Source organism: Paenibacillus sp. TCA20 (assembly GCF_000732325.1).
Lineage (GTDB): Bacteria > Bacillota > Bacilli > Paenibacillales > Paenibacillaceae > Paenibacillus > Paenibacillus urinalis.
The window spans coordinates 211,342-226,681 of the sequence record NZ_BBIW01000002.1 but is presented as its reverse complement, the minus strand read 5'-3'; the positions used below and the strand labels follow the sequence as shown (position 1 = coordinate 226,681).

Annotated in this window: 11 protein-coding genes; all 11 read left to right on the top strand. The window is 46.5% G+C overall.

Annotated features, from left to right (window positions below; translation table 11 throughout):
• Window positions 1-20: 20 nt before the first annotated feature.
• The 11 genes from iolD to TCA2_RS04765 all read left to right on the top strand — a co-directional run bounded on the left by iolD (window position 21) and on the right by TCA2_RS04765 (window position 15,266).
• A complete protein-coding gene (gene iolD / locus TCA2_RS04815) occupies window positions 21-1,958 on the top strand; it encodes a 3D-(3,5/4)-trihydroxycyclohexane-1,2-dione acylhydrolase (decyclizing) (RefSeq protein WP_152557648.1) in 1,938 nt (645 codons plus the stop codon).
• 57 nt (window positions 1,959-2,015) lie between these two features.
• A complete protein-coding gene (gene iolE / locus TCA2_RS04810; protein WP_047910437.1) occupies window positions 2,016-2,912 on the top strand; it encodes a myo-inosose-2 dehydratase in 897 nt (298 codons plus the stop codon).
• Window positions 2,913-2,942: 30 nt separating this feature from the next.
• Entirely contained in the window at window positions 2,943-4,043 is a 1,101-nt protein-coding gene (locus tag TCA2_RS04805) for a glycoside hydrolase family 105 protein (RefSeq protein ID WP_047910436.1), read from the top strand.
• 55 nt (window positions 4,044-4,098) lie between these two features.
• Complete coding sequence (iolG, locus tag TCA2_RS04800; RefSeq protein ID WP_047910435.1) at window positions 4,099-5,151, top strand: inositol 2-dehydrogenase; 1,053 nt, start codon at window positions 4,099-4,101, stop codon at window positions 5,149-5,151.
• Between the two features lie 22 nt (window positions 5,152-5,173).
• A complete protein-coding gene (gene iolB, locus TCA2_RS04795) occupies window positions 5,174-5,980 on the top strand; it encodes a 5-deoxy-glucuronate isomerase (RefSeq protein ID WP_047910434.1) in 807 nt (268 codons plus the stop codon).
• Between the two features lie 336 nt (window positions 5,981-6,316).
• Window positions 6,317-8,569, top strand: a complete 2,253-nt coding sequence (locus tag TCA2_RS04790; RefSeq protein ID WP_047910433.1) for a helix-turn-helix domain-containing protein — start codon at window positions 6,317-6,319, stop codon at window positions 8,567-8,569.
• 360 nt (window positions 8,570-8,929) lie between these two features.
• Window positions 8,930-10,531 carry an extracellular solute-binding protein gene (locus tag TCA2_RS04785; RefSeq protein ID WP_047910432.1) on the top strand — a complete coding sequence of 534 codons (1,602 nt, stop codon included), beginning with the start codon at window positions 8,930-8,932 and terminating at the stop codon, window positions 10,529-10,531.
• Between the two features lie 83 nt (window positions 10,532-10,614).
• The gene (locus TCA2_RS04780; protein ID WP_047910431.1) at window positions 10,615-11,517 is read left to right on the top strand and encodes a sugar ABC transporter permease; all 903 of its coding nucleotides are present in this window, start codon (window positions 10,615-10,617) and stop codon (window positions 11,515-11,517) included.
• 24 nt (window positions 11,518-11,541) lie between these two features.
• The gene (locus TCA2_RS04775) at window positions 11,542-12,414 is read left to right on the top strand and encodes a carbohydrate ABC transporter permease (RefSeq protein ID WP_047910430.1); all 873 of its coding nucleotides are present in this window, start codon (window positions 11,542-11,544) and stop codon (window positions 12,412-12,414) included.
• A gap of 88 nt (window positions 12,415-12,502) precedes the next feature.
• On the top strand, window positions 12,503-13,465 hold the full coding sequence (locus TCA2_RS04770) for a sugar phosphate isomerase/epimerase (protein WP_047910429.1): 963 nt from the start codon (window positions 12,503-12,505) through the stop codon (window positions 13,463-13,465).
• Window positions 13,466-13,493: 28 nt separating this feature from the next.
• Window positions 13,494-15,266, top strand: coding sequence for a hypothetical protein (locus TCA2_RS04765; protein ID WP_047910428.1), 1,773 nt, complete (start codon window positions 13,494-13,496; stop codon window positions 15,264-15,266).
• The last annotated feature ends 74 nt before the right edge of the window (window positions 15,267-15,340 follow it).

Genomic DNA, 15,340 nt, shown 5'->3' with positions numbered 1-15,340 from the left:
CTACGAAGGGCGGGAGTAATTTGACTAAAATCAGAATGACGACGGCTCAGGCACTGATCAAATTTTTGAATCAACAGTTCATTGAAACGAAGAGTGGGACTCAGCGCTTCGTTCAAGGCATCTTTACGGTGTTCGGCCACGGTAATGTGCTTGGCTTGGGCCAGGCTCTCGAAAGTGATTCGGGTGAGCTTACTGCCTATCAAGGTCGAAATGAGCAGGGAATGGCACATGCTGCTATGGCGTTTGCTAAGCAAAACAATCGAAGACAAATTATGGCTTGTACTGCCTCCATTGGTCCCGGCTCCGCCAACATGCTGACGGCAGCGGCAACAGCCACTGCTAATCAGATTCCCGTATTGTTGCTGCCAAGTGATACCTTTGCATCACGGCAGCCAGATCCTGTGCTGCAGCAGATGGAGCACACATATAGTGCGGCAATTACTGTGAATGACGCTTTCAAGTCAGTGTGTAAATACTGGGACCGTGTATCCCGGCCAGAACAGCTTATGGCAGCGATGCTTAACGCGATGCGTGTGCTTACCGATCCTGCGGACACAGGGGCTGTAGCTATATCGCTTCCTCAGGATGTTCAGGGGGAGGCATGGGAATATCCCGAGTCCTTCTTTCAGAAGCGGATTCACCGGATCGAACGCCGCCTTCCACATCCTCGTGATATTACAGAGGCAGCAGATTTGATTATACAGAAGTGCAAGCCGGTCATCATTTGCGGTGGTGGTGTTCGCTATTCCGGAGCCGGAATAGCCCTTAAGACATTTGCTGAAAAGTTTGGAGTACCTTTTGCAGAGACGCAGGCAGGTAAAAGCGCGGTGGAGAGCAGCCATGCATACAATCTTGGCGGCATTGGTGTTACAGGCAATGCAGCTGCAAACAAGCTTGCATCTGAAGCGGATTTGATTATTGGAATAGGAACTCGCTTTACGGATTTCACTACGGGCTCCAAAAGTCTGTTTCGTAACCCGGAGGTCGAATTTATTACGTTAAATGCTTCTTCGTTTCACGCTTCAAAGCTGGATGCAACAGCTGTTGTATGTGATGCTGCTGAAGGGCTAGATGCGCTGACATCTGCTCTAGCAGAGCGAAGTTACCAGACCAGTCCAGACTATCAAGATGAGATTTCTGCAGTTAAGTCCGAGTGGAGACGTGAGCGGATGCGTTTAGCTGAAGTGGAATATTCCGCCGAAGGCTTCATGCCTGAAATTGCGGGCCATTTGGATGAGAAGCTTGCCGAATATGCTGGAGCTTTGGGATCAACGCTCACCCAAACCCGTGTGCTCGCTGTAGTTAATGATATGATTCCAAATGATGCGATTGTAGTTGGTGCGGCAGGGAGCCTGCCAGGAGACATGCAGCGCATGTGGGAAAACACCGTCACTGACACCTACCATATGGAGTATGGTTTCTCCTGTATGGGCTACGAAATCGCTGGGGCTTTGGGTGTAAAGCTTGCTGAACCGGATCGTGAAGTTTACGCCCTTGTCGGAGACGGCAGTTATCAAATGCTTCACTCAGAACTTGTGACGAGCCTTCAGGAACAGAAAAAAATAAATATAATTCTGCTCGACAACGGCGGGTTTGGATGTATAAACAATCTGCAAATGGAACATGGAATGAGCAGCATTGGGACAGAATTCCGTTACCGGGGAAGTGACGGAACGCTAAACGATAAGTTGATGGCGATTGACTATGCAGCAAGCGCAGCCGGATATGGAGCAGTAACTTACCGGGTTACTAGCATTGAAGAGCTTAAGGCAGCGATTAGAGATGCTCGCCTGCAGAACGTTTCAACCCTGATTGACGTTAAGGTGCTGCCAAAGACAATGACACATGGGTATGGATCGTGGTGGCATGTCGGAGTTGCAGAGGAAACGGACAGCGACACGGTTCGAGCAGCTCATAAACGGAAACTTCAGGGACTGGAACGGGCCAGGCTTTATTAATGAACAGGCAAAGTAAAGAAGTCTTGCTCACCTTACCTGGAAAGGAACGAATAAGAAATGTTCAAAGAACATGCGGTTAAACTGGCGATTGCTCCCATCGCTTGGACAAATGATGATATGCCTGAGCTAGGGGGAACCAATACCTTCGAGCAATGCATTAGTGAGATGGCACTCGCCGGTTACCAAGGCAGTGAAGTCGGCAACAAATATCCGCGCGATCCAGCTGAATTGCGGCAGGCTCTAGAACTGCGGAGTCTGGAGATCGCCAGCGCCTGGTTCAGTGCTTATCTTACCAACAGACCTTATGAGGAAACAGCCGAGAAGTTCATAGCACATCGTGACTTTCTACATGCCATGGGTGCGAAGGTCATTGTCGTCTCCGAGCAGGGCCGGAGCATTCAGGGTGAGATGACGACACCACTCTTTGCCCATAAGCCCGTGTTTACCGATGCTGAGTGGGCCTTGCTGGCAGAAGGACTTGGCAAGCTCGGCAGGCTGGCGGGAGATATTGGAATGAAAGTCGTCTACCATCATCATATGGGTACCGGTGTTCAGACAGCCGAAGAGATTGGTCGATTAATGGAGCTGACAGATCCAAACGAAGTATCGCTGCTATTCGATTCGGGTCATCTTGCTTTTTCAGGAGAAGATCCTTTGGTAGTATTGAATGCTCATCTTTCCCGTGTTAAGCATGTACATTTGAAAGATATTCGTAAGGAACAGGTAGAGCAGGTTAAAAAGCAGGGACTTAGCTTCCTGCAGGCGGTAAAGGCCGGTGCGTTTACAACTCCTGGTGACGGCTGTATTGACTTTGATCCTATCTTTTCGACGCTTGCTGCTTCAGAATATTCAGGCTGGTTTGTCGTTGAGGCGGAACAGGATCCTGCTATTGCCAATCCGCTTGAATATGCGATCAAAGCAAGACGTTACATTAAGGAGCGCTGCGGGTTGTAATTCATTGCAGAGGCACAAGGAGAGCATGACATGGATAAACACGTACTGATCAGCAAGCTGGATGTAATTACTCATAAACTCATGAGTCTGGAGCGGCCAGGGAATGAACAGGAGCTTCGGGAGATGGGGGAAGCTGCAGAGCGGCGAGGGTATTATGCCCGTGATTTCGGTATGGAGGAGTGGGATTGGCCTCAAGGTGTTGGACTGTACGGATTAAGCAAAATTGGCCATTACTTTAGTGACGACAGGTACGCCTCCTACGCAGTGCCTTGGCTGCAAAAGCAGCTGAACAAAGGCTTGCCCAGCCGCAACATTAATACCACGGCTCCGCTTCTCTCACTAATGGATCTGCAAGAAGCCCGGAATTTAAGCCTGGAATGGATGAATTGGCTGATGAATGAACTTCCTCGTACAGAAGAAGATGGTTATCAGCATGTTACAACAGGTGCTGCTCCAAGCGAGGTGAGTCTCCATGAAAATGAAATTTGGATTGACACCTTGTTTATGGCGATCTTATTTACAGCCAAGATGGGAGTAAGACACGATAACGAGAAATGGCGGTATACTTCAATCCATCAGCTGCTTGTGCACATCAAATACTTATTTGATAAACATACAGGATTATTTTACCATGGCTGGCATTTTGGTGAGCGGCACAATTTCAGCGAAGCCTTCTGGTGCAGGGGGAACAGCTGGTTTACGCTTGGGCTGCCTGAGTATCTGGATCTGATGCGACCTCATCTTGACGAAGGGGTATTTCTATATCTGCAGCATACGTTTCAGGCTCAAGTCGATGCACTACTGTCACTTCAAGATGAAACTGGGCTGTGGCATACGCTGCTGGATGATCCAGACAGCTATACAGAAACATCCGGATCTGCTGCAATCGCTGCAGGTATTCTGCTTGGTGTGCGGAAAGGATTGCTTCCTGTCTCCTATAAGCAGGCAGCTCTCAAAACGGTTCGTGCTGTAATCGAGAGAGTGGATGAAAAAGGTGTTGTCCAAGGGGTCTCAGGCGGAACACCAATCGGAGCTGTCAAAGAGGATTATAAGAACATTATTATCGCTCCAATGGCTTACGGTCAGGCGCTCGCGATTGTTCTCCTTGGAGAGGCGCTGTATTTCTACTGATGCGTTCAGATGTGATTCTGCTCCATATTATCTCTGTACAGGAGGCTAAGACTTAATGGGAAAGTCAATCGGAGTCGGTATTATCGGCGCTGGGCGAATCGGCAGGCTGCATGCAGATAATTTGCTTAACTTGCCTGCATTTTCTTTGAAGATGATCGCAGAGATGTCTGTGACCGAAGAACTGATGGAATGGGCTCGAATTCGCGGAATTACACAGGTAACAAGCAATGGTGAACTAGTGGTTAATGACCCGGATATTGAAGCGGTTTTTATTTGTACACCTACTTTAACTCATATCGAATGGATCAAAAAAGCAGCCAGAGCAGGCAAGCATATTTTTTGCGAAAAGCCGATCAGTATGTCAAAGAAAGATACAGCCGAGGTTCTTCATATTGTTGAGGAATCAGGAGTAAAGCTTCAGATCGGATTTAACCGGCGGATGGACCCCAGCTTCCGTAAATTGAAGCAGCTTGTGGAGGAAGGCAAGGTAGGAAAGCCGCATATCCTGAAAATAACTTCACGGGACCCCATGCCTCCCAGCGAAGAGTATGTTCGAACGTCTGGCGGAATGTTTATGGATATGAGCATTCACGATTTTGATATGGCGCGTTATTTAATGAATGAGGAAGTTACAGAGGTCTACGTGCAAGGTGCAAGCTTGATTGATCCAATGTTCGCTCGGCATGGGGACATAGATACAGCAATTATAACTCTTACCTTCGCCAGTGGAGCTATCGGTGTAATCGATAACAGCCGTCAGGCAGTTTACGGATACGATCAGCGAGTGGAGATATTTGGTGACCACGGTGCGGCTTCTGCGGATAACTGTCGTCCCACAACGGTAGAATTATTTACTGCTTCAGCCGTTCTGCGTGATAAGCCGTTCCACTTTTTCTTAGAGCGCTATAACCAGGCCTATATGGATGAGGTAGCAGCCTTTGCAGAAGCCATTGCATGCAATAAACCTGTTGTTTGCACAGGGTTTGACGGTTTACATGCAGAGAGGATTGCGGAAGCGGCGAAGGAATCGCTGAGGACTGGATTGCCAGTTAAGCTGGCGGCACTTATCGCTCACTCTTTTGATAGCGGCAGCTCAGTGAATTTATGATCACGATGGGGGAGGGGAGTCTATGTCACGATTAATCATAAAGGCCGGTGAACCAGATAAGGACGGGTGCATTGTGGCCGTTACTCCGGAAATGGCTGGTTGGAAATATGTAGGTTTTGAGGTTTATCAGCTGCAGGTTGGAGACACGCTGCCCCGATTTACGGATGGAAATGAGGCCTGCCTCGTTATTCTTTCGGGAAAGGCTGACGTGGAGGCAGGAGAACAGAAGTTTACGGGAATAGGCAGCCGGATGACGGTGTTTGAGGATATTCCACCATATGCTGTATATGTTCCTGCAGAGGAGAGCTACAGTGTAAAAGCACTAACTGAGGTGGAACTGGCAGTTTGCTTAGCTCCGGCTACAGGCAAATATTCAGCGAAACTCATCACTCCTTCTGAAATGGAAATAGAAGAGCGCGGTTCAGGAAGCATGTCACGTCAGGTGATCAACATTCTGCCTGAGCATAAGGAAGCGGAGAGTCTGCTTGTTGTTGAGGTGCATACAGGCGGGGGTAATTGGTCCAGTTATCCGCCTCACAAGCATGATGTGGATCAGCTTCCAGACGAGTCTTATCTGGAGGAGACCTACTATCACAGAATAAATCCGCCGCATGGTTTCGTAGTTCAGCGAGTATACAATGATGATCGCAGTCTTGACGAAACCATGGCAGTTACTGACCGGTCGGTCGTGCTTGTCCCAGAAGGATATCATCCGGTAGCGGCTCCGCCCGGCTATGCTTCATACTATCTAAATGTAATGGCAGGGCCGGTACGGACCTGGGTATTTCGAAACGATCCGGAGCATGAATGGCTCTTTGAGCAAAAATAAAATTATTCTTCTATATCTCTTAAAGAAGATTAACAAGCTAGAGAGGGGCTTCAGCTTCGCTAAATCAGCGATAGATGAAGTCTCTTCGCATATGTACTATACATTTTGTTATCGGTAAAATAGCCAAAGTTTTGACGTGATTTTGACGTAATATAGTGATTTAGCTTATTGATATACTTGTATGGCTCAATGGGACAGCAATATGCTATAATTACAAAAACTAGAAACGGGTATTAACATTCAGCATACTATGTCATAATAATCGACCAGCTGCACGGAGTGGAAGCGTTATAAAGAGGTGTATTCAGCACACGAGGTTAGAGGAGTTGTTGTCTATTGTCCCGTACCTGGTATCATCGATTGCTGCTCTCTTATTTTCCGATATTTTTACTGACGGTAACGATTCTTATATTTGTCTCCTTTGTTTTTGTTAACGATATTTCGAGAATGGAGACAAGGAAGGCAGATCACATCGCTTCCAGCTATCTGGTAGACAGCATTGACCGGACATTGAAGGAAATCGAATTGTCTGTGCTGGAGTCAGTTGAAAGCACGGGAGCTTACAAGCAGTATTTTAACAAAAATGAGGCCAATACGGATGAAATCTATGCGATTGCCAAGAGTCTACGCGAGCTTACTTCCAGTTCTCCTCTTGTTCAGTCGGTGTATTTGTATGACAAGAATAATGAAAGCGTTTTAACGTCAGGTGGAATGGAAGAAGTGAACGGCTTCTCTGATGAAGCCTGGATTAGAAATATAACAACAGGTGAGATGCCTTCTGGCTGGCAAAGCGTCCGGGATTACGATGCGGGACTTATTCAGCGCACGCCGATACGTGTGCTCAGCATTAACAAGGGCCTGCCTTTACCATTTGGTTCGGACGGAGTGCTCGTCGTTAATGTGAAAATGAGTGGCATTGAGCAGATCGTTGACAGTATGGTTAATGGTCAGCTGTCTTTTCTTCATATATTGGATCGGGAAGGTCGAGTCATTTACCGCGCACATTCTGGCGGAGAAGAAACAGAGAGCGGTAAAGTACTTAATTCTCTTCCCTTGGATAGGCTTGGGTGGACGATCGAAAGCGGGATTAAAGCTGGAAATTTATTCGGCTGGGTATCGGTTATATCTTATCTGTGGGTTGCTATTGCCCTTGGGACGGTGCTGGTTGCCATTATATATCTCGTGTACATTACCCGACGTAATTACAAGCCGATCCAGGTCATAATGAAACGAATAGAGGCTCTTCAAATCCGTACAATGGACTTGTCTGATTCAAAGAATGATGAAATGAAGCTTATTGATGGTGTTCTTGAAAATTTAATCCACCATATGTCCGACTATGATAAGAAAAGCAGAGAAAATTTATTGCTTCAGCGCAGCAAGCTGTTCTCTGACCTGCTGTACGGTGAACATTTAGTCCACAACATGGCTGTAAGGCTTAGTGAGCTGTCTCCATTTACGGATATTCAATCTTCATCTCGTTTTGCTGTCGTCGTGAGTGAAATTAATCGCTATGAGAAAGTCTTCGAGGAGCGGTACTCGAGAGTCGAGCAGAACGCACTTAAGTTTGCGCTGATTAATGTGTTTCAGGAACAAGCAAGAGGCGCAAATTTGCAATGCTGGGTAGAATGGATCGGCCATGACCGTTCAGCTGCGATTTTTCATGCGACGGAAGTGAATGAAGATGTGCAGGAAACCATCAGACAAGTTGCTGAAGAATGCCGTAGCTGGGTAGAGCAAAATTTGCGAATCTCACTCAGCTTTGGCATTGGGCAAGCGGCGAATGGAATGTCCAAAATCCGTGATTCCTATATAGCTGCCGAATCAGCAATGCAGCACAAATTACTGAGAAACGGTGATATTACACTCTCCGGGACTGGTGAATCAACCCAACAATTGTTAGAGACATATACCTATCTACAAATGATCGCTGAATTTGTTAAGCAGTTTCGTATGTCCAGCAGCAACTGGCGGGATCAATTAGAGCGTATTTTCGAAACATTTGAGAAGCATTACTTACCTGATGAGCATATTCGATCCCTAATTCAGGCTATGCTGCAAATGCTCAGCAGGGAAGTCGCCGTTATGTCAGAACAGCTGGAGGAGGAGCTGTCGGGAGAGAGTATTGAGAACACCATGAAGCTGCTGGATGAGGCAGAAACGCTAGATGGGATCAAGTCTATTCTCAGTGAATATTTAACTGACCTGTTTCGCACCTATGTTTCAGTCAGTGAAACCAAGAGCTATCGAGCAATGGTTAATGAGATGAAGGATTACATAGAAGAGCACTTCACGAATCCCGATCTTTCCTTAAAGCATCTGAGCGACCGGTTTCAAATATCTGGTAAATACGCAAGCTACTTATTTAAAACGGAATTCAACATGAAGTTTGTGGATTTTGTTACCGAGCTTCGAATGAAGGAAGCACAGAAGCTGCTCCTTACTACAGACTGTTCGCTGCAAGAAATAGCTCTTCAGGTTGGTTATGCGAATGCAATATCTTTTGGAAGAGTGTTTAAACGGCTGGAGGGAATAACACCAGGGGATTTCCGAAGATTAAAACGTCTACCGTCTGTCACTGAGACATAAAAATGCCGCTGGTCACAAATCTATACTCAATGATTAGACTCTCAGTAATATGCATCCATGCAAGCCTCTGCTCATAGAGAAGGCGAAGCTTGGATGCTTTTTTATTAAGCAATTTTATTAATATGAATCACTTTGCGAATATAAGCAGTTTGAGAAAATGGTTTATTCCTGGACTATTGGGTAGTACAGAATGGCTGTAAATGACACTTTGCGAATATGGTTAGCCCTGCGAAAACAGTTGAAGCCATAAACCGAAAGTCCAATTCCTCTTAAAGATGGTGAGCCGAAACTAGTTTATTGTCAAATTGGCAGCCTCTATGAAATACTTTGAGCACATCAAACCTTGAAGGAGATGGAAAAATGAAAGTAACGGCACACCGACGAGCCTTGAAAAAGGCAATTGGACTTAGCATGACAGCTGCTCTTATCGTGTCCATGCTAGCTGGATGCTCAGCAAGCTCTAATGAAGGATCATCAGGCGATCGTGTTGGTGAAGGGGAGCGAGTTACTTTAAAAGTAGAAGTGTTTGACAGAGGGAACAGCCCGGCACCGTATACGATCACGAATAACTATCTAAGCAATCTTGTGCAAGAGCGATTTGGAGACCCGAATAATATTGATGTCGAATATGTTCCCATTCAGCGCTCAGAGGAAGTGACCAAGCTAAACGTTCTTATGGCAAGCAACACCGATGTGCCTGATATTGTGTTTGTATACGATTCAAGCGTATTTTATCGCTATGCACAGCAAGGCGGACTGACGGATGTCGGTGAGCTGATTGATCAATATGGACCGAATCTGAAAAAATTTCTAGGTGAGGATACTCTTAAATTCGGCCAGCTTGAAGGACAGCAGTTTGCGATTCCAGGGAAGCGTGCGATTACCGGCCGCTACAGCTCTTACATTCGTCAAGATTGGCTGGATAAGTTAGGGCTTCCTGTACCAACAACAACTGATGAGCTGTATACAACCTTGAAAGCGTTTAAAGAACAGAATCCCGGCAATCTGGGAAGCCAAAATATACCGATGGGCATGGCGCTTGCTCCTGCTCAGTTTGAAACCTTGATCTACTCCTTTATCAAACCGGTAAGTGGTGACTTGACCTATGGTCAGCGGTATGAGCTGCCGCTTCATGAAGGGTTTAAGGACGCGATGCAGTTTATGAACAAGCTGTATAATGAGGGATTAATCAGCAAGGATTTCAGCTTGGATGAGGATAAGTCACAGCTGGTGAAGGATATTCAAAACGGAAATGTTGGATATTGGTCGGAGGATGTCGATGTTCTATTCTACAAAGACGGCACACTAGATAACCTGTATAAAAATGTAGAAGGCAGCGAGGTCCTTCCTGTAGATGTGTATACAAATGCTAACGCAGACAACAAGTACATCAAATCCCGTTATGGAACGAATGGTATGTATATCATGATTCCGAAGAGCAGCAAACGTGCTGTAGAAGCGATCAAATACCTGGACTGGATGGCTTCAGAGAACAATCTGATCGATATATACAGCGGGGTTGAAGGTGAAAACTACGATTTGGTAGACGGTATTCCAGTGGTGAAGTCCGATGTTTCTCAAGAGTTTGCGGATCGACTTTTTAACGCAGGTGATATGGCCATTATTTCAAATGGTAAGAACATCGGAGATCAGGCTACGAATGAAAAAGCATGGATTATGGGCTTCCCTGAACATAATCAAGAGCTGTTAAGACAGTCCATTGACATCGCCAATACAGATACGGTGGGTCCGATTATCTTTGATAAGCCTATAGAAGCTGAGTCCAAGTATGGTACGGCATTAAAAGACAAGCTTAACGTTATTATCGTTAAGACTGCCATGGCAAAACCCGAGGAATTCGAGAAGGTATTTGAACAGGAAATGAATGATTATATGTCTATTGGCGGAGCAGAGCTGAAGAAAGAATTGGAGCAGGCTCTTCAAGAACTTCCAGCTGAGTAACAACAAAATGTTAAGGGAAACTGGGGCGAGTGGTGTTGTCCAGCTGATCGTCCCGGTTTTTTTCTCAATAGGAGGAGACTGATTTGACCAAAGCGGCATACTTAAAACGTTATTGGCAGCTGTACGCGCTTCTATTACTGCCCATCCTATATTTTCTCATTTTCCGCTACGGCCCGATGTATGGGGTACAGATCGCATTTAAGGATTTTAACTTGTTCCAAGGCATCAGCGGCAGTGAATGGATCGGCTTCGATGCTTTTCGTGAAGTCTTTGCCATGCGGGATTTCTACACAACACTTAAAAACACGTTTATGCTGAATTTCCTTGATCTGCTTGTCTCGTTTCCGGCCCCAATTATTCTGGCTATTATGCTATATGAAATTCGATCGGCGTGGTTCAAGAAAATATCTCAAACCATTCTTTACATCCCTCACTTTATTTCATGGGTTATCATCGGCGGGATCGTCTATCAGCTATTCGGCAATCAATCAGGAATGGTCAATGGAGTGCTCATTAGTATGGGACTCGATCCTATCCCGTTTCTAACCGAGAAAAACTCTTGGCTTGTAACTTACTTATTTACAGGAGTTTGGCAGAGTGCAGGTTGGGGAACGATTCTATATCTAGCTGCCCTGACAGGAGTCAATAAGGAATTGTTTGAAGCGGCAGAGGTGGATGGGGCTACTCGTTTGAGAAAGATATGGCATATTACGCTGCCTAGTATTAAGCCGACCATCGTTACTTTGCTGATTCTTAACCTAGGAAAAATGGTCAGCATCGGCTTTGACCGTCCGTATATTATCGGAAATACGGCGGTACGTGAATATTCTGACGTCCTTAGCACCTTTGTTTATCGGATCGGTCTAGAATCCGGACAGTATACTCTGGCCACCGTAGTCGGCTTGTTCCAGGCTGTAGTCGGACTCGTATTCATTCTCGGCTCTAACTATATATCGAAGAAAGTAACGGGTGACGGAATCCTGTAACAAGGTGAGAAAGGGGATGAAGAAATGAGTGAACGTGCTTCAAACCGGATTTTTGACATCGTTAATATTACGTTTGTCGCTCTGTTTGTGTTATTCTGCTTGGCTCCATTCCTGCATACGATTGCCGTTTCATTGAGCTCTAACCGAGCAATTACTTCCGGTGAAGTGACGCTTTTTCCGATTGAGCTGAACTGGGACGCATATAAACAAGTGTTCTCTGACCAATCCATGATTCGATCGCTTGGATTCACAGTGATTTTGACCCTGGCTACAACGGTGCTGTGCATGCTGTTTACGATCGCTGCCGCTTATCCGCTGACCAAAAAAAATTTAAAAGGGCGCAAGCTGTTCATGTACGTCATCATTATTACAATGTTCTTTAGCGGCGGGATCATTCCAGAATATTTGCTGATTCGAGATCTGGGGATGATCAATTCAGTATGGTCACTTATTTTACCGGGGCTGGTGAGTCCGTTTAACTTGATTATCCTCATTTCATTCTTCAACAATATCCCGTCCAGTTTAGAAGAGTCAGCCGAGATTGATGGCAGCTCCCATCTTCACACCCTGCTGAAAATTATATTGCCGCTGTCTATGCCGGTAATGGCCACGCTGGCTCTCTTTTACGCCGTTGGACGATGGAATGGATTTCAGGATTCATTGATGTATATTACCAACCCCGATTTGTACCCGCTTCAGTTAAAGCTGTATCAGATGGTACAGAACAACATGGTAAGTGAGCTGACTCAGATGGAGGGGGCGAACCGTACACCGCTTACACCGGAGAGCTTGAAGGCGGCTACCGTCGTTTTTGCTACGGTACCTATTCTATGCGTATATCCATGGCTGCAAAAATATTTTGTCAGCGGGGTTATGCTTGGAGCAGTTAAAGGCTAAGCATTCCATGAGTACTGGCATGAACAGCTTATGAACTAATCATTTGCATTTGCACAGAGGTACAGCTTCAGAAGGGAGATTTCGGAGGATGCAGGACAAAGGAGAATATTCTTTTTCTACTTGCTGGAATATCAAGCGTCACTCTGTCGGGGACAGTATGCTCACTGAAATAGCTGAGCTTGGCTTTCGCAGGGTCGAGCTGAATTACAATGTGACTCGAGAAATGCTGGCTACAATAGAACCGATGGTCGAGCAAGGTAAGATGGAAATCTCGAGTGTTCATAATACGTTTCCGTATATTCCTGATCCTGATTATGGAACAGATTCCGTATTACTTGGCTTTGAAGACAAGGACAAGCGGGAGCGGGCTATTAAATTGCTTGTTGGCTCGGCAGAGTACGCACACCGGTATGGCGCTCGGGCCGTCGTAGTACACCCCGGCGAGGTGCCATTTCCAACGGATATAAGCAAGGAGCTGTACACCATTTATAACAGCGAAGGAAATCAATCTCGTGCCTATTGCCAGAAATGGGCTGAGCTGATGGAGCGGCGGCAGGAGTTTAGCACGGGTTATGTCCAGTCCATCATAGAAAGCTTGGATGAAGTGTGTAATCGTGCACTGTCCAAAGGGCTTGATGTGCGGTTTGGTATTGAAACCCGCTCTAAGCCGCAGCAAATTCCTACACTTGCAGAGGCAAAAGCGATTATCAACGCTTTAAAAGGTGCTCCTGTTGGTATCTGGTATGATACTGGGCATGCCATCATGATGGATCGGCTCGGATTATACGATAGCGTAAATGAGATGGAGGGACTGATGGATGATATTGTAGGAGTCCATATCCACGAAACGATCGGTCTGTCCGATCATTGGTGTCCCTATGTGCATAGCCAAGACTTAACCTTCTATGATGCTTATCTGCCGATGATTAAGCAGGCTCAGATCAAGGTGTATGAACTGAAGGCTGCCTGTCAGCCGGAACAGATTCATGAGAGTCATCAGCTGCTTGTTTCTAAGCTGAACGAAGGAAATTCCCATTCACATTCGCAGTGAATTTGAACAGATAGGGAGGTAGTCCTAATTGTACAAACAACTGGTAGCATTCAATGACAAAGCAGTAGAGGAAGGATTGTCCAGACAGGTGCTTGATCCAGGCAGTCGTTACTATGGAGGGACGGTGGACCCTGGAACGGGGATCGCATGGGTTAACCATACAACAGGGACGCCATCAATCATGAGCTATTGGGGTGCTGCACTGGTCAATCCGGATTCAGATTACTATCGGGATATGGAATTACTCTCGAGGCTCGAGCTTGCTGCGGAATTTGTATTGCGCAGGCAGCACAAGGACGGAACCATCTCGCCCGGATGGACGAATTTTCATTCTCCTCCGGATACGGCTTTTGTCGTTGTCGGCTATGCTCAGCTGTATCAGCTTCTGAAACAGCACGATTGGGAGCCGCTTTCCACTGTGCGGGCGAATATGCTCCTCTTCCTGGAACGGACTATTCCGGCTCTGCTGACGGGGGGAGGCCACACCCCAAATCATCGCTGGGTGCTATGCGCTGCACTCGGCTTTTTGCATGAGCTGTTCGGATTAAAGGAGGCGGTAAATCGCGCACAGGAATGGCTTGCGGAAGGTATGGATATGACTCCAGATGGAGAATGGACAGAAAGGAGCAACGGCATATATAGTGCGGTCAGTGATATCATGCTTATTCATGCTGCCCGGCTGCTGAATTTTTCGCAGCTGCTTGATCCTGTCCGGTTGAATCTGCGGATGATGATGTATCTTGTGCATCCAACAGGAGAGATTGTTACTGATTATTCTGGTCGCCAGGATCTCGGGCGTTACCATGATTTGTCGCCCTACTATTTGGCATACGCCATTATGGCTCAGCTGGATGATAATGCTCAGTTCGCTGGAATGGCTGAGATGGCGGGGAGCGTACTAACAGACCCAGGAGTCTGCTCAGTCAATGTGCTCGTACGGATGCTCTTGGAGCCGGGACTTCGGCAAGCTTCCAATCATATCGAATTCATACCAGACCGTTACGAAAAAATACTGAACGGCGACTTTCTTCGTCGGAACTACCTAGTAAGTATGGAAGAAGCGGGTCATTATGGACGTATATTCCACAGCCGGCTCCATACGGATTTTGGCGCTCCTGTTGTTCGCATCCGTGAGGAGAGGACCAGTGCTACGCTGATGACCGAGACACCTTCTTTCTTCTCACTGCGTCATGGGACTGTACGATTGTTAGGCGTTCAACTCGCATCCTTCTTTAATCCGGGCTACATACCGATGCAGGAAATCACGAAGCTGGCGGGCGGATACCGTATGTCTGGTGAACAAAAAAAGGGCTACTACGGTCCTGTAGCTGAAGGTCTCCTTCCTGCCACGTCAAAGACTCCTGTAAGTCCATGGTACCTGCTTCCGCACCAAAGTCGTTTGCTGACACATGAGCAGACATTCCGAGTGCAGATCGATGTAATCCGTAATGAGAATGGCTGGACGATGCATTTGGAAGGAAGTGGCTTGGAAGATATTATGACGCAGATATCGTTTGTATTTGGTAATGAAGGGGAGCTGACTTCCGGGGATCTGTTGATAACGGAGGAAGGACATTATATATGGACCGGGGATACGCTGAGGTACACTTGCGGTGAAGACTGGATCGAGCTGAAGGGTGTCAATGGACTTGAACACAGGGCACCTTCAGTAAGAGAGGCTTCGATGCCCGCGAACTGTAAGGTTATACTGGCCAATGCGATGACTCCTTTTTACAAGACGATACACGTCACAATATCTCCTTCGTTAAGAAATACAGATAAACAGGTAAAGGCGCCTTAAATATACTATGGATATTTTCTCTGATAACGCTTCCATTAAAGAATGCTCCGATGTAAACTAGTAGGAGGAGTCAA

What these genes read in the sequence shown, in the direction of transcription:
- iolE (WP_047910437.1), top strand. Translation starts at nt 2,016, where the DNA reads ATGTTCAAAGAACATGCGGTTAAACTGGCGATTGCTCCCATCGCTTGG.
- TCA2_RS04805 (WP_047910436.1), top strand. Translation starts at nt 2,943, where the DNA reads ATGGATAAACACGTACTGATCAGCAAGCTGGATGTAATTACTCATAAA.
- iolG (WP_047910435.1), top strand. Translation starts at nt 4,099, where the DNA reads ATGGGAAAGTCAATCGGAGTCGGTATTATCGGCGCTGGGCGAATCGGC.
- iolB (WP_047910434.1), top strand. Translation starts at nt 5,174, where the DNA reads ATGTCACGATTAATCATAAAGGCCGGTGAACCAGATAAGGACGGGTGC.
- TCA2_RS04785 (WP_047910432.1), top strand. Translation starts at nt 8,930, where the DNA reads ATGAAAGTAACGGCACACCGACGAGCCTTGAAAAAGGCAATTGGACTT.
- TCA2_RS04775 (WP_047910430.1), top strand. Translation starts at nt 11,542, where the DNA reads ATGAGTGAACGTGCTTCAAACCGGATTTTTGACATCGTTAATATTACG.
- TCA2_RS04770 (WP_047910429.1), top strand. Translation starts at nt 12,503, where the DNA reads ATGCAGGACAAAGGAGAATATTCTTTTTCTACTTGCTGGAATATCAAG.